Raw genomic sequence first — 20,338 nt, forward strand, 5'->3', positions numbered from 1 at the left:
TCTAGGCGTTTACCGCTGGCTTCCATCGGTTGGGGGCAAATGCAGATTTCCTCACGATCGCAATGTCGGGAGCATGCTCATGTGTTGGCTCGATTGTGCTGGAGGTATCGAGCAGCTTGGCTTGCGACTGAATTGTTGGGTTTGAAAAAAGCTCGACTAACTCAATCTTCGTTGCAAACTCACGTGCGATTTGGTGCTGTAGGTCTGTGAGCAGTAGTGAGTTGCCACCCAGTTCGAAGAAATTGGCATCAGCAGCAGGCTGAACACCGCCTAATAGGTCTTCCCAAATGGTAGCTAACTTCTTTTCGACATCCGTTCTGGGCGGACAGAGCTCCTGCCTGGCCATCGATTGAACCGTTGCTTGTGCAGTTGGCAACTGCGCCTCATCAACTTTGCCATTCAATGACAGCGGCAAATCTTTGAGAAAGACAAAAGCAGCTGGAGCCATATGGGCCGGAAGTTTAGCAGAAACAAAAGCCCGCAAATCACTATCAGCAACTGTCACTTGTGTTTTGGTCGTGTAGAAGGCCGACAACACTTGTGCGTCTCTTGCACCACCTTGTACTTCGTGTAAGACGAGATGGGCTCTTTCGATTTCCGGGTGCCCCATCAACACCGTTTCAATGTCGCCGAGTTCAACTCGATGGCCACGAATTTGGACCTGCCGATCCACACGGTCCAGATAATCCAAACACCCGTCCGGTCTCATCCGGACACGATCTCCAGTGCGCAGGAAAACTTGATCTGAGGTTTGAGGGAGTACCACAAAGGCTTTGTCCGTTTGCTCCTCCCGCAAGTATCCTGCTGCAAGACCTAGCCCGGAGAGATACAGTTCGCCATTAACGCCAATTGGCGCTTTGGTTCCGTTCTCAGTGAGCAAAATCGCATCGGTCTCTGACACCGTCGTGCCAATCGGCAATGGACCCACGGTGTTGTTGTCGGCAGCTGTCACTTCGTAGAAGGTCGAACAAATCGTCGCTTCAGTCAGACCATAGCCGTTCACCACCCTTGCATGGTTGATTAGATTGTCGACCTGACTGAAATTCAGTGCTTCACCACCACTTAACAACCAACGCACGCTTTCAAAACGAGTATCGTCTTTGGTAACGGCCTTGTTGAGGCGGTCCAGGAGCCCTGGAACTGTACTCAGTATGGTAACGTGATCCTGCTTTATGGCATTGAGTGTTGCGTCTATGTCGAGAGCTGTCATCTGATCGACAAGCAAGAGCTGTCCGCCCCCGATGAGGATTGGCAACACTTCTCCCAAATAACTTGCAGAGCCAACCGAGGTAACCGGAAGCAGAACATCTTGATTTGTGATGTCATAACTTTCCAGAAAGGACTCCACCAAGATCGCAAGTCCTTGATGTGTCAGCCGAACACCCTTGGGCCGACCCGTACTACCAGACGTAAACAAGATCACTGCATCGCTTGAGATTGGAACCTCAAAGCTTGGGTCTTCATCATCGGACGACACTCGCAAGTCCTGAGCCTGAAGAGGTTCCACCTCAATCAAAGTTTGACCTTCAAGGACGGGACTTGTCTTACCGTAGAACTCGGCGCTTGCTGAATCGAGTAGCAAAACAAGCGGCTCGCACTCATTCAACACGTGCGCCAACCGATCAGCCGGAGATTTGGGATCAACCGGGACCCAGACGGCCCCGATACAAAAAGTTGCCAGCTGTGCCACAATTGCTGGGAGGCCGGACTCCATCACACTAGCGACGCGCGACCCCGGGACCACGCCACAATCAGCAAGCTTACTGGTAAAACGGTACACTGCCGACAAAAGCGATTTACCACTAACCTCGTCACCCTTGTCTTTAATACAAATCGCGTCTCCCTTTTCAGAAAGAGCAGATTTGAGTAAGGGCCAAAGCGAGGAGTGGGCGGGTTTGGTCAAACAACGTGCATTTAATCGTTCATAAGCCTCAAAATCTTGCGCGCACATGATTGAAAGATCTGCACATTCAACCGTCTCGTCTTTTGCAATCGCCTCAAGGAGACAACGATACCGCGCAGCAAAGCGTTCGATTGTTTCTCGATCAAAAAGCTCGTCATCGTACTCAAAAGTACCGTGCAGACCATCGCCTGTTTCATGAAGACTGATCGACAAATCTAAAAGAGAAATACCTGTATCATTCAACAGGACGTCAGCCTCTAGTGCGTCTCTTTTCAGATCCGGCACCGGCAAACTGTCAAGCTGGAAAGACGTCTGATAGATTGGAAAGGCAGACCCCTGTCGCCGGGGTTTGACTGTCTTGACAATATCTTCAAACCCTATCGAACCATTTCGAATGAGATTCAGGCTTTCGCTCTTGATCTTTTCCAGCAACTGGGAAAATGAAAGCGAAATATCAATGTCTAAGCGAAGGGGAAGGCTGTTTACAAAAAGCCCAAATGTTCGTTCATAAGCTGCCTCAAATCGCCCAGCCATAGGGATGCCAATAATGATATCGGCCTGGCTTGTATGCTTATTCAAAAAGAGGGCATACGCCGCCAAAAGAACATTATAAAAGCTAACGCGATTACGTGCTGCGACACCTTTCAGGGTTTTTGTTGTTTCTAATGGCAGTGAAAAATCAACGAATGAGCCAGTCCGGGCAGAAAGCGATGGCCGGCGCCGATCAAAAGGTAAGCTCAGAACTGGCAGATCCCCTGAGAGTTTTTTCAACCAGAAATCAAGCTGTCGGTCATATTTTTCGGAAGATGCAAACTCTGCTAACTGGGACACATGATCAATGTATGTTTTGCCCGGCATTTCGGTCGGGGTGTCATAATAAAACCCGAGCAAATCATCAATCAGAACCGCCTTAGACCAACCGTCACAAAGGATGTGATCCAGATCAATCTGTAGCAAGTATTCATCCTGCGCTAGCTTAACCAAGACAAATCGAACCAAAGGTCGTTCTATGTCATAGCGCCCCGTCGCAAATGGAAGTGGTGTGCCTGCCTTGTAGCCTTCTGGCAGCGTACTAAGACACTCAAGTTTGGGCAAAGAAGCATTTGTAACTTGAACAGAGCGATCAGAAGAAATACCTGAGCGCAGCTGCCCATGGCGGGCAACAGTCAGTTCCACTGCTTTGGACAACTGGTCCACGTCCAAAATGCCCTTCAGCTTGAGCATTATCGGAGAGGTGAACAGGCTACGATCAGGGTGCAGTTGTTGTGCAACCCACATTGCATTCTGCCCATTTGTCAGAGGGATAGCTTCTTGAGCCTGTATAGCCTTCCCACCAACATCACTTGCTTTACGAAGGTCCACTGTCACGCCCTGAACGCTTTTAGCTTGAGCTAAAAGTGCCTTGCGATCCAACTTCCCATTTTTGGACAGTGGCATTGCATCTAACAAGAGTAGCCTGCTTGGGATCATATACTCAGGTAGCGCATTCAAGAGGTTCAGCTGCACGTCATCAATATCAACTTCGCCATCACCAACAATTGACGCGAAGATGTTTTGTGACATGGGGTTATCCGTGTCAGCGTAAACACATGCTGACGTAACACCCCGGCTTTGCAAAAGCACATGCTCGATCTCACCAAGCTCAACACGCAATCCACGTAGCTTGATCTGGAAGTCATTACGACCGATATAGTGATAGTTACCAGTTTTGCTGTCTTTCGTGACTAAGTCACCTGTGCGATAGGCGCGTAGACCATTTAATGCTGGGACATTTACGAAGGCTGCATTTGTCAGTTCTTCTGCATTCAAATATCCTCGCGCCAAACCAACACCAGAAATTAGCAACTCCCCTTCACCGTCTATGGGTTTAAGAGCCTCATCGACAATGTGCAGTTCGATTCCTGTAATCGGTTTACCAATTGGAACATCGGACAGGACCTGTCCGCGTACGCAATTGAAATAGGTCACGTCTATTGCCGCTTCAGTAGGGCCGTATAGATTAACCAGCGCAATACTTGGTTGGTTCTGTGTCAGCGTATGGAACCGTTGAACCGCTTCGACCAAGAGCTTCTCGCCACTTGTAAAAATGAACCGAAGCTTGGAAAGCTCTTCGGGACATCCTTTGATCTCCTCATAGGTCAGAAACAGCTCAAATACTGATGGCACGAAGTGAATAATAGTAACGTTATGGGTGCGAATACTACGAGAGATTGCCCTCGGATCATGCTCTTTCCCGGATGGCAGCAGAGCAACACTCGCACCCTCCATAGCCCACCAAAGCAACTCCCAAAGCGAGACATCAAACGTCGTAACAGTCTTCTGGAGTATCGTGTCAGCGGGACCTATTGGATAAGCTTCTTGCATCCAGTCAAGGCGATTGCTGAGCGCCGCGTGTTCTGTACAAACACCCTTTGCCCGCCCGGTAGAACCCGAGGTGTAAATTATGTACGCCAAGTCTTCTGGCTGTGGTTCGGGCAGCTCACCACTTACGACCGGAGCGCCCCAATCGTAGACATCCATTGCGAGGCTGAACCCATCAAACGATACGTCTAAGCGATCGGTCGTGTCTGTGATTAGCCCAACGGCACCACTATCACGCAAAATGGTCTGCACACGGTCAGCAGGGTGATGGGCATTGATTGGTAAGTAAGCCCCGCCTGCGCGCAAAATCGCAAATATAGCGACAATCATATCAGAGCTGCGCGGCATTGAAACGGCCGTTGGCGTGTCTTTGCCAACGCCGAGGCTTCTTAGTTTATGAGCTAGATGGCTGGATTTCTTATCCAACTCACAGTACGTCAGATTGCCCGTTTCACAACGAACAGCCACAGCATCTGGATATGAGCGAAACGAGCGCTCCACTGCACTCATAATGGTTTTTTCGGGCGTCTCAGTCTTTGGCGGATTACCAAACTCTGCCAGTTTTAGCTTGTCAGATTGGTCATCATGAGCCAGAACTACACCTGGATAGTTCGTCTCCAAAAGCAGATTTTTCAAAACGCTTTGTGGACCAACTTCGGCGACGCAGGAAATGCCCTCATCTTTGATCCGCTCAATACAATCCCGCCATAATACAGTATGATCAAGCTGCCGTGCTAGAACATCCTTAATGGCATCAGGCGTCTCAACTTTGTTCGCGGTCGCACTGGAAATCACGGAGATCTGCGGTGATTGCCACGTTACCATTTCTAATGCGCTGCGTAACTCTGCAACGTAAGGTGTCATAAGACTACTATGGTAAGGTGCACCGCCATACAGTGGTACAACCTCGGCACTACCATCAGAAGCTAAGAGAGACTGCTCAGCCAGCAACACTGCCTTGGCTTCGCCCGTCACCATAAATTGCGTGTCACTATTGATGCATGCAAGGCTCACCAGGGCATCTGTTTGCGCACGCACCTCTTCAAGCGTTTTGCGAACTGTCTCCAGATCCGTATTCTTAAAAATCGTTGTTGCAGAGACCGTAGCCGCTTGAGCTTTTGCTGCAATTTCTGCACGTCTAGCGACCACTTTGACACTATCAGCAAAAGACATCGCTCCGGCACAAGTAAGTGCCGAGTACTCACCTAAACTGTGACCAAGCATAACTGTTGGCTTGCATTCATATTCCAGGATGGCTGCCTTGAAGTGAGCAACATTTGTGACGTGCAAAGCTGGGAACAGAAATTTAGTTTTGCTAAGCTTCGTCAACCCGCCCTTAGTACAAAGATCGGTCAAGTCCCATCCGAGAACATCTGACGCTTCAACAAACAGCTCCTTGATCAAGTCATGGTTCTTGATCAAGCGCGATGCCATTGCCGGATACTGTGATCCGGAACCGGGGAATATGAATGCAAGATGTGTCATGCTGCGGCCCGTTCAACATTCGTTGCGATGTATGCCAACGCGATCTGAATTTCATGGATTTGCGTCGTGCCTTCGATAATCTCCATCGCCTTTGCATCGCGAAAGTAACGCTCGGCATGATTGACGGCGTGGCACCCAGAGGCTCCCAACAACTGAACCGCGTTATTACTGGCCAGACGAGCAGCTTGGGAGGCCGCATATTTCGCGATCATAATCGCTTGCACCATGTCTGGTGAGGCCATATCGCGGGCTTCAGCAGCGCGATTGACCAGCTCTTGCGCGGACATTACCGCGACCAAGGTCTCCGAGAGCATCTTTTGAACCAGCTGATGCCGGTAAAGTGGCTTGCCCGCCTGCTGGCGTGAGATACACCGCTCAGTCATCACTTCCAGAGCAGCATCAGCCAGGCCAAGGCATCCGCAAGCCGTTGTAAAGCGTCCCTCATGCAGGCCAAACGTCGCTGATAATGCCAATCCTTGAGTTTCGCTGCCTAAAAGATAATGAGCAGGCACTCGACATTGATCAAACGTTACCGTGCCAAGCATATTGGCCCTCAGACCAATCATCCCGCGGATCGGTTCCACACTCAGACCTGGCGTCGAGCGATCAACCAGAATGACCTGGGTGTGGTTGTCACGTGTGCGACCAAGGACGACAAAGAAATCTGCGATTTGGGCCAAAGTGATCCACGTCTTGACGCCATTGATCACATAGTCATCGCCATCGCGTGTGATGGTGGTTTCCACATGGCTCAAATTGCTGCCGATATTGGGCTCGGTCATCGCAAAACCGCCGATCAACTCGCCTTTAGCCAGTGCCTTAACGTAGTCACGTATCAGATCGGACTTGGCAAAACGCTCCACCGCAGCTGCAACCATGCCGGTCACCGTCACGAGATTCTCTAAAGAACCATGCGCGCGGGCCACTTCCTTATGCAGCACCATCAGGTGATCAGAGGGTAGAGCCTGCCCGCCATTCTTCTTCTTGATCGACGCTCCCAAAAATCCTTGATTGGCCATCGCTTGAATTAGCGAACGGTCGATTTGCTCGGCTTCGTCGATCTTATTCACTTCTGGCAAAAGCGTCTTTTCGACAAAGGCACGTACGTTGGCCTGGAACTGAGTAAGATTGTCAGGAGGCTGCATGTTCCAACTCCCGATTTTCTGCCATTAAATGTGTTGAGATCAGTTCGGAGATTTTGGCAATTGTGCTGATATCTTCTGGTTTGATGTCATCCAGTTCGAGTTCGATCCCGAACTTACCTTCGATGAACAAGATCATCTGAACGGTGAACAACGAGTGCGCTAATCCCAGTTCGAATATGTTCGTGTTGTCTTCAATCGCGGCACCATTGGTCGCACGAGACAGGAATTCGCGGATCTGTGCTCTAATGTTTTCCATGAGAGTATCTCCGAGGCTTATTGTGTGTACTCATAAAAACCGGATCCGGACTTCATGCCCATCTTGCCGGCACTGACCATTTTCTTGAGCAGAAAACAGGGGCGAAACTTGCTGTCATTGAAGCCCTCGTAAAGAACCTCCAGCGACTTAAGAATCGTGTCGAGACCAATCAAATCGGCCGTCTGAAGCGGCCCCATCTTGTGGCCAAAACAGGACTTGAATAGTGTGTCGACGTCAGAGGGTGATGCGACGTGTTCTTGGACCATGAAGATGGCCTCGTTGACGAAGATCATCATGGCTCGGTTGGTAACAAAACCGGGTGAGTCCTCGACGGTAATGCTCTCTTTATTCAACCGCGCCAACAGAGCACGCATACGATTTAGAGCGTCCTCGCTGCTGCGAAAACCACGGATAAGTTCAACCATCGGCTTGAGCGGCACCGGATTCATCAAATGCACGCCGACGACATTCTCTGGCACCGGCATCAAGCTAGCGACCTGGGTTATCGAAATGGCCGAAGTGTTAACGCCATAGACAGTCTCTGGCGCACAAACTTCAGCCATCTTTTGATAAACTTGCTGCTTAATGTCCCAATCTTCTGTGACATTTTCGATGACGAACCCCGCGTCCGCGATGTCCTCCAGCAATGTGGTGAATGTCAACCGTTCCAAAATAGTCTCGCGCGGTACCGTTAGCTTCCCATGCACTTCGTGCATCTGATACAGGCGTAGGTTCTGCTTGATGTTCTTGGCACAGATATCAAGCTGATCTGTGTTGATATCTACAACGACAGTATCCACCCCATGCAAAGCAAGGTCATGCGCGATCCCAGTACCCATTGTACCGGCGCCGATGACCGCGACGAGTTCGGAGATTGGCTCACATACTGTTTGCTTGGACAGGACCGATAAGTCGCTATTGACCTGAGAACTCATGGGTTTGTTTCCTCATTGCCATGGTTGTAAGGGAACTGAGCTGGAGTTGCGCTGGCAAGAAAGCTGCAGATCGAAGCTGCAGTTGGAACCTCAAGAAAGTTGGCGATCTCTAAGACCGTGCCGAAGCTCTTTTCGATTGCGATTGCCAGTTTGGTGGCTAAAAGGGAGTGACCACCTAACTCAAAAAAATCATCATCCATTCCGACCGGTGCAATACCGAGCATCTGTTCCATCAAACCTGTGACGAGGAGTTCGGTCTGGTTTTCAGCGGGACGAAATGTGGAGGAAAGATCAGGACGTGCGTTGACACTCGTGAGTTCTTTTGGCAGTGCGCTGTCTGAGCTTGGACTTACCTGTTGAGATACGGCAGGAGGTACCGGAAATGGCGTTCTGGAGAAGGGGTAATTCGGTCCGGCAAGGTGAGACGGTACACCGTTACTGTGAAAGACCCGCCAATCGATAGCACCTCCGTTGACCCACAGTTCTGCAAGAAGGCGCTCAAGACCAGGTGATTGGGTTTCTGCCAGGCCGAAGGTTAAGCCATGTCCACCGACAGTTCTTTTATTCTCTGAACAGGCCGGATGCGCTTGCGCCGTGTTGGTCAGCTGCCCAATCCAGAACCCATCATCAGCCAATTGATCGGGAGTTATTGCGATCCCGTTGATATCGCTCAGCACTGTTAAGGGCGTGTGGTGGCGTGATGGAACAGTAGGCAACGCACCAGACTGCGCAAAGGCCAATGCCGAGAGGACACCTTCACTTTCCATCACACCAGCAACGGCCGCTGCGAGCCACAACATATCGCCTTGACCCGCAATAGACGTGATCGATGGCACAGCCGAAATCAGCGTCTTGGCTTGAGATACCAGTATATTGCGTTCACAAGCACTCAGCGCGACCGCGTTTTCATGCCTCAATCGTAAGACAGAACCTGACACCTCATTTGCACCGCAAGTAGGCTCTACTTTCTCAAAGAGCCACTGTCCTTCCTTTCCCTCACTCACAACAATTGCAAGACGATAAGGAAACTCTCTGCGTTTGGTTTGAAGGCAAAATGCCAGACGACTAAAATCATCCCTATTGGATAACGTGCTCAACTGCGCTTGCAGGCGCTCTGCCAGCTCCTTAGCGACGTCTTCTGTCTGGGCTGAGACTGGATAGACTAATGGGCCTTGCGAAGTTGAAGGGGCTGGAAAGTTAGGTGCTTGCTCGATAATAGCGTGAAGATTAGTACCGCCAATCCCAAAAGAACTGACCGCCGCCCGCCGAGGTGTCATTTCAGCTGGCCAAACCTGAGGTTCAGTTGGGATATAAAAAGGGCTTTGCTCCAGCGCCATGTTGGGATTTGGTGCCTGAAAATGCGCCATAGGTGGCACTGTGGCGTTCTCGATGGCGAGGACGCTCTTGATTAAACCGGCGACCCCAGCGGCGGCATGCGTATGACCAATGTTGGCTTTCACGGAACCGAGCGCACATCGTTGTCCTAGCGTCGTGCCAAACGCCTCAACCAAAGCATCAAACTCAACCGGATCGCCAATGACTGTCCCGGTCCCGTGTGTTTCGACATATCCGATAGTGCTTGGATCAACGTCAGCCATAGCCAAAGTTGTGCTAATCAGATCACTTTGACCTTGCAGGCTGGGCGCGGAGAAACCAACTTTTCGATGTCCATCGTTGTTTGCACTAACAGCCCGTACGACAGCGTGAATGTGATCTCGATCAGCCACAGCATCTTGAAGGCGCTTCAAGACCACCGCACAAGCGCCATCACCGAACAGCGTGCCCTTTGCGGCGGCATCAAACGGCCGGCAATACCCGTCAAGAGAGTGGATCATGCCCTCTTGCGCCAAATAGCCTGACTTTATGGGCAGATCTATTGTGACACCGCCAGCAATAGCAACATCACACTCGCCGAACAAAAGGCTCTGCGCAGCCATATGTACCGCTGCTAATGATGTGGAACAGGCGGTGTACAATGTGTATGCCGGGCCATGCAGATCAAGATGAAACGCCACAAGTTGGGCTAACAAGTCCTTGTGTGCGAGTATTCCACGTTCAAACTGCTCAACGCTGTTTCGAGAAAGCATGGCAGACGTTCTGCGAAGCCATTCGGGGTCCTCTGACGCACCAGCAAAGACGCCAATTGGGATCTCTGATCTGATATTGCCACCATAGCCCGCATGCTCCAAAGCATGATAAGCAACCTCATGAAAGACACGTGTCTTCGGATCAAGATGTGCCGCCTCTGCCCGGCTGTACCCGAAAAAGTCAGCATCGAAATGCTCCACGCCTGAAATCACTGGCTTGACTGGCATGAAAGCTGGATTTTTTACAAGCTCTGGATCCCAACCTTCATCAATCAGATCATCCTTGTCGAACCAAGTCTGGCACGCCTTCTTACCGACAGTGGTATGCCAGTAATCTTCGAGGGTCTCGCTTTGAGGAAGACGGACTGCCATTCCGACAATCGCCAAGCCCATGCCAAAATCTGTTGGATCACACGCTACTGACATCACGTTTCCTCCGACTCTGGGCGCGTTTTTGAGACGCCGTCTTGGCACGGTTGCGAACGGCATCAACGGCGCTCAGTCTAGGTTTGGTGGCAGTTTTGTTCGTTTCGGTTGCATTAGAGACGGAGCTTGGCTCTTCTTGACCGGCCCCATAGTGCTTGACGAGCATCGCAACTGTGGTGAACTTGTAAAAATCAACGACTTTGCTGCTGGCCTCGATCTTGGCCAATTTTCCAGCAATCTGTACAATATCGAGTGAGGTGGCACCGAGTTCAAAGAAGTTATCATCAATTCCAACTGGAGCAGTGCCAAGATGGCTTTCGAGCAATGCCACATAGCGTTCTTCCATCTCCGACCGCGCGGCTTTGTACTCAGACGTCAGATTTGGGCGCGGCCGAAGTTCCGCCCTGAGCGGATCAGTATCTGCAGATGCAGTAGAACGCTCGCTATGCATCTGTTCGTGCAACTGCTCGTGGGGGCGCGGACTGAGGATGATCTGCGACGAGGCAGTTGACCGCCCTGCCCAGTTGTCAAACAACTCAATAGCTTCTTCATCAGAAAAACCCGTAGCAAAGGCGCCGTTGACACGCTCATCCAAGATCGCGTTCAACTGTTTCATCACCTCCCGGTTACGGTGCGTGATTGTGATTTTGCCGAAATGCCGCGCGCCAGCCATATATGAGAATGCGTCGCAAACCTCATCTACACCGAAAGTGGTTGCAGGCAGGAGAGGCAAGGCCCTAGCTTCCACCAAGCGCACGAGTTCTCTTAAAGCTCCTCCCGACGCTTCAGGATCCAAACTGTCTCCAAGGGGAATGAACTGCCGGCCACCGCTGAGCAGATCCATCGGCAACCCTCGGCCAGATGAGATATCCTGAACCCCCATTTCGACAAAGCGTCCACCAACAGACAAGCAGCGCATACCTGCTTCCAGAAGCTCCCCAGTCAGAGCATTTAAAACAACATCTACACCTTTGCCGTTGGTGGCAGCCAAAAGACCTGCTTCGAAACTTTCATCGCGCGTAGACCCCACAACAGTGGTGCCCATATCTGCTAGTCGCTGTCTCTTCTCATCCGTCCCAGCCGTTGTGTAGACGCTCGCGCCCAGGTGTGTTGCGATATGAACGGCAGCCAATCCGACGCCGCCGGCTGCGGAGTGGATTAGTACTGTTTCGCCAGGCTTGAGTTTAGCCCGCTCGCACAGAGCAACAAGGGCCGTTAGGTAAGCAACTGGCAAGGCAGCGGCGGATTCGTATGTACTGTTGCTTGGAATGGCTGCAACAGAACATTCACGCACCGTCAAAAAACGCCGGAACGCGCCAGGCAAAGCCGTCATAACTCCATCACCTACGCGGAAGGTCGAAACATCTTTTCCGATGCGGTTGACACGCCCCGCACATTCCAGCCCGAAACTAGTAAAGCCCGCACTTTCCGGTAAATGCCCTGCAGCAAACAACACGTCTTTGAAACTGAGACCAGACGATAAGACCTCAATTTCAACTTCGTCTGCAGCTAGCTCTGTCTTCTCGCAAGTAACGAAACTCAAGCTTTGCAGCACGCCAGGTTCGGCTTGGATCAGATCATAGTTTGCACTCGTTGGAAGCGTGCGCCATGAGCCTCTAACAAGATGTTCTTGGACATCTTCAGGCACACCAACTTCCACTCTTCGCTTAATGACAGCTTGGCATGTTAGGCGATGGCCGGTGTCTCCATGTAAAACCATAGAAAAACTCGGAACCGCTGAACCGCAGCTTTGCGCAGTGATCTCCGCCTTGACGGTTGCACCTAAAGGTCCTGACACGGCCAGCTTTTCAAACGAGAACGGAACTGTATCCAACCCGGTTCCTGCAACGCGGTCGAGAAGCCCAATTGCCACGTCAAGAAGGGCTGGATGAACCTGGATACTCTCAGTTTGCCGTGAGTATTTTGACGGCATAGCCAGTTCAGCCGTGACAAACGACATATCGGCATTGCACTTAATACTCTTGATACACTCCCAAGGGCCAGAATAACTCAAGACGGTTGTATGCAAGTCCTGGAGGCGTACAGATTGTAACTGTCTGCCGTCAGACAATTGTACATCTTGCGAAAGTTCAGCCTCATTCACATAAACGGGCGGTTCGATCGCAGCCTTGCCTTGAAAATGAGTTGTCCATTGGTCATCAAAAGCGTCCGAACAAGAGCGAATTACGATATTAAAGTGATCACCGTCCTGCTCACAATCCACACGGATCAAACACTCCTCGCCCTGAGCCAAGCTTAAGGGGGCAAGCACAATGGCTTCTTCTAAGTTTGCAAGCTCACTCCCAAGAGCCTTCACGCTTTCTAACGCAAGAAACAGATATCCAGTCGCGGGCATAACTCCCGTCTCGCCCAACTTGTGAGCTTCCACGATCCAATCGTTTGAGCGTTGCAGACGGATCAATGTTCTAACGTTCTTGTGACCCAATGCGTGCGATGGCCAAATATCATCTGCTCCACCTGAAAAAAGATCAGAGAATGGAACTGGTTCAGTTTCGGCAGACGATGATCCGATTAGGCGTGCAGCCATCCCGCGGTCTCGCCAAGTATCCCATCCCAACGCCAAAGCGTTGATATGGAAGGTCTTAGAGCAATAGTCCGCAATGGCGTCTAACCAAGCATTGGCAGCGCCATATGCAATCTGACCGGGGCCCCCATTTGCCTCTGAAGCAATCGATGAACAAAAGTTCACCGTGAGCTCTTCGTGCAGAGCTCGATGTCGTTGCAACTCAGCCAAGCAAAGAGCTGTTCCATTGACTTTTGCAGATAGCTCCCTGGACAACGCTTTTTCGTCTAAGGCATGCAGGAGCGTAGAGCCAGCCACGCCCATCGCAAAATCGATATGGTCAGGCTTGCCAAACTGCAGGAGATGATTGCCGATAATCTTCAAATCATCGCGATTGCTGGCATCAAATCGGACGCTCCTCCACATCGAGCCGTGAGTGGCTGATAAGCGTTGGAACACTGCTGCTTGCCTCGGCGAAATTTCCCCTCGCACTAAAACTGATACCTCAGCTTTGGGATGGGTCAGCCAGTACTCGACAAGTGCTGAACCGATGCCACCACGCCCTCCAAAGACCCAAACCTTTGGTGCACTCGGCAACTCAGTACGTTTTGACAATGCATAGCTCAACTGACAAGCATCGCGGACAAAGAGCTTGCCGTCTCGACAGGCCAAGTACGGCCGCTTGTTCGGGCCTTCGAACATCCCTGCCAGGAGGGAGGTCATATGCCATTGCGGCGCGATCCCGCTAGCTGGAAGATCACATTGAGACATGGGCAGGCCCACATGCTCAGTGCGCGCTTGAAGTGCTGCTCCAGCGATGGCACGTGTTGTGGGGTTTGCTATTTCCTGTTGCAGAACCGGGAAGGCTCCATGAGTTAAAAGACAAATCTTGTCATGCGGACCGAAATGCGAAGTCACGCCCTTAAGAAGGTCAAGATATTGCGCCAACAATGCGTTGGCGGCATCGCTATCCGCCAGCGGATCCGCTTGTGACTCTGCGACCAAAAGCCAATATAAAGGCGCGGCCTCAGTCCCACTCCGCCCCAATGCCGCATCACTCCTGTGTTTAACATGAGTATGGGCAATCCCTTGGTTCTTTAGAACCTCACAGAGGCGGTTCGTGGCTTCGGTAGCCATCGGATCAATTGGTACTACGCAAAGCTCATGTCCGCGCGCCAGACGAACATCCGTGGTAGACACCGGCGTCCAGATTGGTTGACGTGCCCACTCACTCTTACTCGCTCGCTTACGGTCCCGTAGCGTTAAAGGCTCGAATGTATTGCCAAATTTCCAGTAGGCCCGTTGCGCAAATGGATAGCCTGGCACTTTGACCTTTTGTCCATCACAATGGTCATCCAGAGCACTCCAAGACAAGTTACAACCGCGGCACCAAAGCTGTGCGAGCGTCCGGCTGAACTGTAGCCAATCACACGAAACCTGATCTACGGGAGGGCTTGGTTCTTTGGGCAAAAGCTCAAACGCGGAATGCGATTTAACGTCCCAACTTGCGTGGCGTTTTGCCAAATTGGATAGGACATTTTGAGGGCCAACCTCAATGAACAAACCGGTCTCAGATAACAGCTCTGAAAGACCTTGTGCAAAGCGTACAGCCTGGCGCGTATGCTGGCACCAATAATCCGGATCCATCGCCTGTTCAGGAGTAATCCAAGTTCCCGTTACATTCGAAATATACGGAATACTTGGTGCCCTTAACGTAATTGCCTGGAGCGCCTTTTTGAAAGCCGGCAGCATGCCGTCCATCATTTGAGTGTGGAATGCGTGCGATGTTTGCAGGCGAACCGCCGAACTAGCGAGATCGGGCATTTGTGCGAAGAAGTCAGCCAGCTTCGCTTGTGGGCCAGCAATAACGCAGGCTTGCGCCATATTAATGGTCGCAACTTCAATGTCTGGCCAACCTTCAAGGACAGTGGCGATCTCAGCCTCAGACATCGGCAGACTATACATATGCCCTGTCGGCTGAGATTGCATCAACCGGCCACGCAACGCAACCAATGACAATGCATCATTTAACTCAAAAACACCGGCAAGTGTCGCTGCGGTAAACTCGCCCAAACTGTGCCCAACCAATGCTTTTGGCGTTACACCAATCGCCATCAGGCATTTCGCAAGCGCAAGTTCCAGCGTAAACAAGAGTGGTTGGACAATTTTAGTATCCCGAAGCCCCTCTTCTATCGGCGCCTCAAAGATGAGATGCTGGGCATCAAAGTCTATATGCGGTTCTAAGCGGGCCAGAAGGTCATCTAGAATTCTCGCAAATTGCGGGACGTTACGATAAAGACCACGTCCCATTCCTATGTACTGTGTACCCTGCCCAGGAAATAGGAACACCGATTGTGCAGGTTGATCAGCAACACATCCGCGTTCCCAATCTGCAAGCAGCATCTCATCTTGCGTGAACGTGGTCTCAACTGGACGGGCTAAAGCGACTGCCCGGTGCGCGAACGTACGGCGACTAGAGCGAAGGGTAAACTCGACATCATCGCAGGATACTCTTTGCGCCTCCGCCTCCCCTATCGTGGTTTGAATGCGCCGTGTCAGCGACGCATCGTCAGATGCCGAGAACGGATAGATGCGTAGTCTATCGGCTCGCTTGGTTTCGTCATTCTTGAATGCACGCGTTCCTTCGACTGAAACACGCTCCGGCGCTTCTTCCAGAACAATATGTGCGTTCGTCCCGCCGATCCCGAACGAGCTGATCACTGCCCGCCGTGCTGTATCATTTGTCTTTTCCCAAGCAGTTGCTTTTGATGGAAAGAAGAACGGCAGCGTCTGCGCATTGATTTCTGGGTTCAGGCGGTTGAAATTGGGGTTTGGCGGCAGCGTTTTATGCTGTAACGCACAAATGGCCTTAATCACACCAGCGACACCTGCGGTCGAGTTCAAATGTCCAATGGTGCCCTTTATTGAGCCTAGGGCACAAGCAGGCTGACCATCTTTAGCAAATACCTGGGTCAGTGCCGCTGCCTCGATTGGATCACCAAGCGGCGTGGCGGTACCGTGCGCTTCGACCAGACCAATAGTCTTTGGTTCTATACCCGCCTCATCGAGGCAGGCGTTGATGACTTCTGCCTGCCCGAGCGCACTGGGAGCCGTGTAACTGACCTTTCGGTCACCGTCGTTGTTGATCGCGCTCGCCTTCAAAACCGCAAGGATCTGATCATGGTCCCGGATAGCTGCGCTTAACCGCTTTAAGACAATGACAGCTACACCGTCACCAGTCACTGTTCCAGATGCGGCCTCATCAAATGGACGACAGTAGCCATCCTTAGAGTGAATCATACCTTCAACGCGCCGATATCCTCGACGAACCGGCATTTCAATCGAAGACGCTCCGGCCAAGGCAACATCACAGTCAGACGACAGTATTGCTTGTGCGGCAACATGGATCGCAACCGCTGAGGTCGAACACGCCGTGTCGATTTGCATCGATGGTCCGGTCAATCCCAATGAATGGGAGATCAGCGCAGTGGGGGCCTGCAAGTTCAAGTTCGATGCTTCGTATAACTCCGTCGCACCATCAACCCCAGCCATCACTCCATTCAACCATATCGGGTTCGCCAAAATCCCAGCATAGAGGCCAACCCGCGTGCCGTGGTTAGTATCGCTCTGACCACTCGCTTCCAGAGCGTCCCAGCAAACTTGGTGCAACAAGCGAACTTGGGGGTCCATCAAATTTGCCTGACGCTCGGAATACCCAAAAAACGTCGGATCAAACTTATGGACATCGTCCAAAAGCCCTTTGATGGGAATATAGCTGTCGTCCAGAAGGTCTTGAGGGGCAACACCATGGGCAATAAGATCTTCGCAACTAAAGCGATGGAGTGCCGAGTTTCCCTTCTTCACCAACTCCCAAAGCTCATCAATATTGGTAGCACCGGGAAAGCGGCCAGCCATCCCAATAACCGCAAGATCATCTTGACGAAAATCTTTTTCATCATCGGGCTGAGTGCTTCTGATCTCCGATTTTCTCGTTGGCTTTGCGGGGCTTAATCCGTCAGCAGCCTCCAAGTGCCGCACCTGATCAGCAATGGTCACGTGGGTAAAAAGCTCCGCGACCGCAATCGAACGCCCCAATGCCTTTGACAACAAACTCTTCAAGCGGATGATGTGCAGCGATGTGCCACCTGCCTCGAAAAACGACGTCGTGTAAGGAATGTCGGTCTTGTCCAGTACTTTTTCCCATGCAGAACGCACAGCTATTTCTATAGCGTTTCGATCTGTTGATCTTTCTGACCCGATACCGCGTCCCTTCGGCGGCTCTGAGGATAAAGTGTTGGGACTGATCACTTTTTGCTGGTCATTGACATGTTCTTGCGCAAGTTTTGCTACCAACAAACGGTCGAGCTTCCCGTTTGAAAGCGTGGGGAGCTGCCTGACCTGAACCAGATGCTCAGGCACCGCCCACGTCGGCAAATGCTCAGCAAGCTTAGTGAGAACGATTGAGTTCGATAACTCTTGCTCAGTCCGGATTAGGCCAACAATGCGCTCAGTGTCTTGATGTTTAACGAGAACAACAGATGCCTCACAGATGGCCTCAATCGCCAGTAACCGTTGCTCAATCTCTGATAAGTCCAGACGATTGCCGCGGATCTTTACTTGGCTATCACCACGTCCATAATACAAAAGGGATCCATCAGTGCGCTCTCTGACGAGATCACCGGTAAGAAAGCGCTTTTTGCCTGGATTGAACGGATCATTAACAAAACGAGCCCGATCAAGTTCAGGGCGATTCAAATACCCTGCAGCAACACCAGTTCCCCCAGCGGCCAGGGCACCCAAAGCGCCTACCGGCAATAGGTTTTGGTCTAAGTCCAGAACTTGCAGACTTGTTCCATTGACGGCGTAACCAATTGGGACCGGCTCTTCCACAGGTAGGCTCAAAGGCGTACAAGTCGTGAAGATAGTGTTCTCAGTTGGACCATAGCCATTTAATATCTCTAAGTGCGGAAAAACCTCTAATGCTTGCCGGACATGGGACGTTGACAGCGCTTCTCCACCAATAATGACCTTCTTCATCGTCGCAAAAAACTGCGCGCCTGATGAGAGATGTGCATTAAACAGCGACGTAATGAACCAAGCTTGAGTTATGGATTCTTCTTTTACCCAGCGCGCCAGCAAGTCACTGTCCAAAAGATCGACCCATGAGGGCACAACCAGCTTGGCGCCTTGCGCAAGTGTCGACCACATCTCAAAAACCGAAACGTCAAACTCAAAAGCACTCGTCAGCAGGACACTTTCGCCTGGACTAGGTAGAAGCTCCTGCTGATCGAGCACCAATCGGGGCATAGCTCGATACTGCACAGCGATACCCTTTGGCTTCCCGGTCGACCCAGACGAGTAAATCACATAGGCCAAGTCATCTGGATTTGGTTTGTCCGGCTCCCAAGAGGCCACAGGCTCTTTGATATGCAAATCTTTAACCTGAACAAACGAGCAGGCCGCTTCCAACTCAAAGAGAGTGTGGTCTGAATTTGTAAGAACAAGTTTTGGCGTGCAATCTTCGAGGATCTCCAAGATACGCCCAGAGGGATAGTCACCAGAGATTGGAACATAAGCTGCCCCAACCCTATGTATCGCCATGAGGCAAAGGATAGTCTCGACGGAACGTTCCGTGAGAATTCCGACAAGATCACCCGGTCGCACTCCGTGCGCTGCCAAAGCCTGCGCCTTTTGTTCGACGTCTGCAATCATCGCCCGGTACGTCATCGACCTTTTTGCATCAACCAAGGCGATCTGATCTGGAGATCGCTCTGCTTGGCACCAGATCCGATCCAGTATCGAACAGAAAGTACGATCTTGAACCGCTGCATGGAATATAGATTGACGACGAGTAAGCTCTTCATCCGACAGGTTTTGCAAGCTTGCAAGTTGCGCTTTGGGGTCTGCAATCATCTGTTCTAACAAGCAAGACCACAGGTCAGCGAACGTCCTTGCTAATCCTTGCGAGCGCGCATCCCGAGTAGTTACCTCAAGCCGCAGTTTCCCATCCATTTCGAGCACTGTTGCCGTGACGGGAAACTCAGTTGTTTCATCTAACGACACGGCTTGAACTAGGTCCGATGAGCTACTAAGGAGCTCTGGGTCTAATGGATAATTTTCAACTACAAACAGCGAGTCGAAAACTCGTCCTCGCGCACCTGGATTGACTAATTTCGTGACATCCGCTAGCGAAGCCGATTGATGTTGCGAGCAATCTTGGATATGCGTCTGTGTCGCCAAAACTGCTTCATCAACCCGATCGGACCCCTCAAACGCGACCCGTATCGGCAGGGTGTTGATGAACATGCCAACCGTCTTATCTGAGTTGACGGTGGCAGCGCTCCGACCCGAAAAGACCGTACCGAACAATGCTTCAAAGCTATGCGTCCACCTTTGAACAAGAAGCCCCCAAGCAGTGTAGTACAATGCAGCTGGTGTCACCGACACAGTCGAACAGAAGCGGGTAATCTGAGAAATACAGTCGAGTTCTTTAGTGTGCTGTTCTTTAACTAAAGTAGCTTCACACGGTTCAGGCTGAGTGCCTGATGCCATAAGAAAAGAAGGTTCAGCAGATTGAAGGTTAGTCTTCCAAAACTCGCCATCATGTCGGATTGTGTCTTTGGACGGCAGGAGAGATTTCGGCGAGGTCTGCAGCCTTTCCGGAGTACACTCTAACCCTTTTGAGTAGTCCTCAAAGACCTCCTTCAAGCAAATAGCAAGGCTCCAGCCATCAAGAAGGATGTGGTGCCATGATAGTGCAAGCGCCGCACTCTTCTTTCCTTGCACTAGGCAAATCTGGATAGGTGCACGCGCGACATCATTGCTGCTTCTGCTCTTGTCCAGCCATCCTTGAAGCGCGTTTTCCAGATCACAGTTTTTTTTGCCAGACACATCAATGATCCTGAAAGGTGCAGTACCATCTGGCTTTAAGATCATTTGTACAGGACGGCTCAATCCTTCCCAATGGAAGCGTGCACGAAGCCCGGCATGCCTATCGAATAAGGCTGTGAGGACATTGCGGAGCCGATCCACATTTATGGGATGTTTTAAGCGTACAACCGCTTCTTCCAGATAAGCATCGTCATCTGGATATTCGATCGTCCGCAAGAGCAAGGCTTCCTGTAAGGACGACAGAGGGAGAATATCATCGATGTTTGAAGTCAAGGGAAATGGCCTTGGAAAAGTAAAAAAGTAAAACTCAACACATGCTCACAAC

General features: G+C 51.2%; 6 protein-coding genes. All 6 read right to left on the minus strand.

What is annotated here, in order from left to right; genetic code table 11:
- Position 1 precedes the first annotated feature (1 nt).
- The 6 genes from PsAD46_RS18460 to PsAD46_RS18485 are packed head-to-tail and all read right to left on the minus strand — an operon-like array spanning position 2 to position 20,286.
- Positions 2–5,749: a non-ribosomal peptide synthetase gene (locus PsAD46_RS18460; protein ID WP_063307576.1), complete on the minus strand. Its 5,748-nt coding sequence runs from the start codon at positions 5,747–5,749 to the stop codon at positions 2–4.
- Positions 5,746–6,894 (minus strand): acyl-CoA dehydrogenase family protein, encoded by a 1,149-nt coding sequence (locus tag PsAD46_RS18465; protein WP_054785552.1) that lies wholly within the window; start codon positions 6,892–6,894, stop codon positions 5,746–5,748. The genes PsAD46_RS18460 and PsAD46_RS18465 overlap by 4 nt, the downstream gene beginning before the upstream one ends.
- The gene (locus PsAD46_RS18470; protein WP_063307577.1) at positions 6,881–7,150 is read right to left on the minus strand and encodes a phosphopantetheine-binding protein; all 270 of its coding nucleotides are present in this window, start codon (positions 7,148–7,150) and stop codon (positions 6,881–6,883) included. The genes PsAD46_RS18465 and PsAD46_RS18470 overlap by 14 nt, the downstream gene beginning before the upstream one ends.
- 17 nt (positions 7,151–7,167) lie before the next feature.
- On the minus strand, positions 7,168–8,085 hold the full coding sequence (locus PsAD46_RS18475; RefSeq protein ID WP_082597050.1) for a 3-hydroxyacyl-CoA dehydrogenase NAD-binding domain-containing protein: 918 nt from the start codon (positions 8,083–8,085) through the stop codon (positions 7,168–7,170).
- Positions 8,082–10,598 (minus strand): polyketide synthase, encoded by a 2,517-nt coding sequence (locus PsAD46_RS18480; RefSeq protein ID WP_063307578.1) that lies wholly within the window; start codon positions 10,596–10,598, stop codon positions 8,082–8,084. Before PsAD46_RS18480 ends, PsAD46_RS18475 begins: the two co-directional genes overlap by 4 nt.
- Entirely contained in the window at positions 10,582–20,286 is a 9,705-nt protein-coding gene (locus PsAD46_RS18485) for a hybrid non-ribosomal peptide synthetase/type I polyketide synthase (RefSeq protein WP_084404469.1), read from the minus strand. Before PsAD46_RS18485 ends, PsAD46_RS18480 begins: the two co-directional genes overlap by 17 nt.
- Positions 20,287–20,338: the final 52 nt, after the last annotated feature.

Source organism: Pseudovibrio sp. Ad46, from assembly GCF_001623065.1.
GTDB lineage: Bacteria > Pseudomonadota > Alphaproteobacteria > Rhizobiales > Stappiaceae > Pseudovibrio.

Excerpts from the sequence above, each read along its gene's own strand:
- PsAD46_RS18465 (WP_054785552.1), bottom strand. The coding sequence starts at position 6,894 with ATGCAGCCTCCTGACAATCTTACTCAGTTCCAGGCCAACGTACGTGCC.
- PsAD46_RS18460 (WP_063307576.1), bottom strand. The coding sequence starts at position 5,749 with ATGACACATCTTGCATTCATATTCCCCGGTTCCGGATCACAGTATCCG.
- PsAD46_RS18480 (WP_063307578.1), bottom strand. The coding sequence starts at position 10,598 with ATGTCAGTAGCGTGTGATCCAACAGATTTTGGCATGGGCTTGGCGATT.
- PsAD46_RS18470 (WP_063307577.1), bottom strand. The coding sequence starts at position 7,150 with ATGGAAAACATTAGAGCACAGATCCGCGAATTCCTGTCTCGTGCGACC.
- PsAD46_RS18475 (WP_082597050.1), bottom strand. The coding sequence starts at position 8,085 with ATGAGTTCTCAGGTCAATAGCGACTTATCGGTCCTGTCCAAGCAAACA.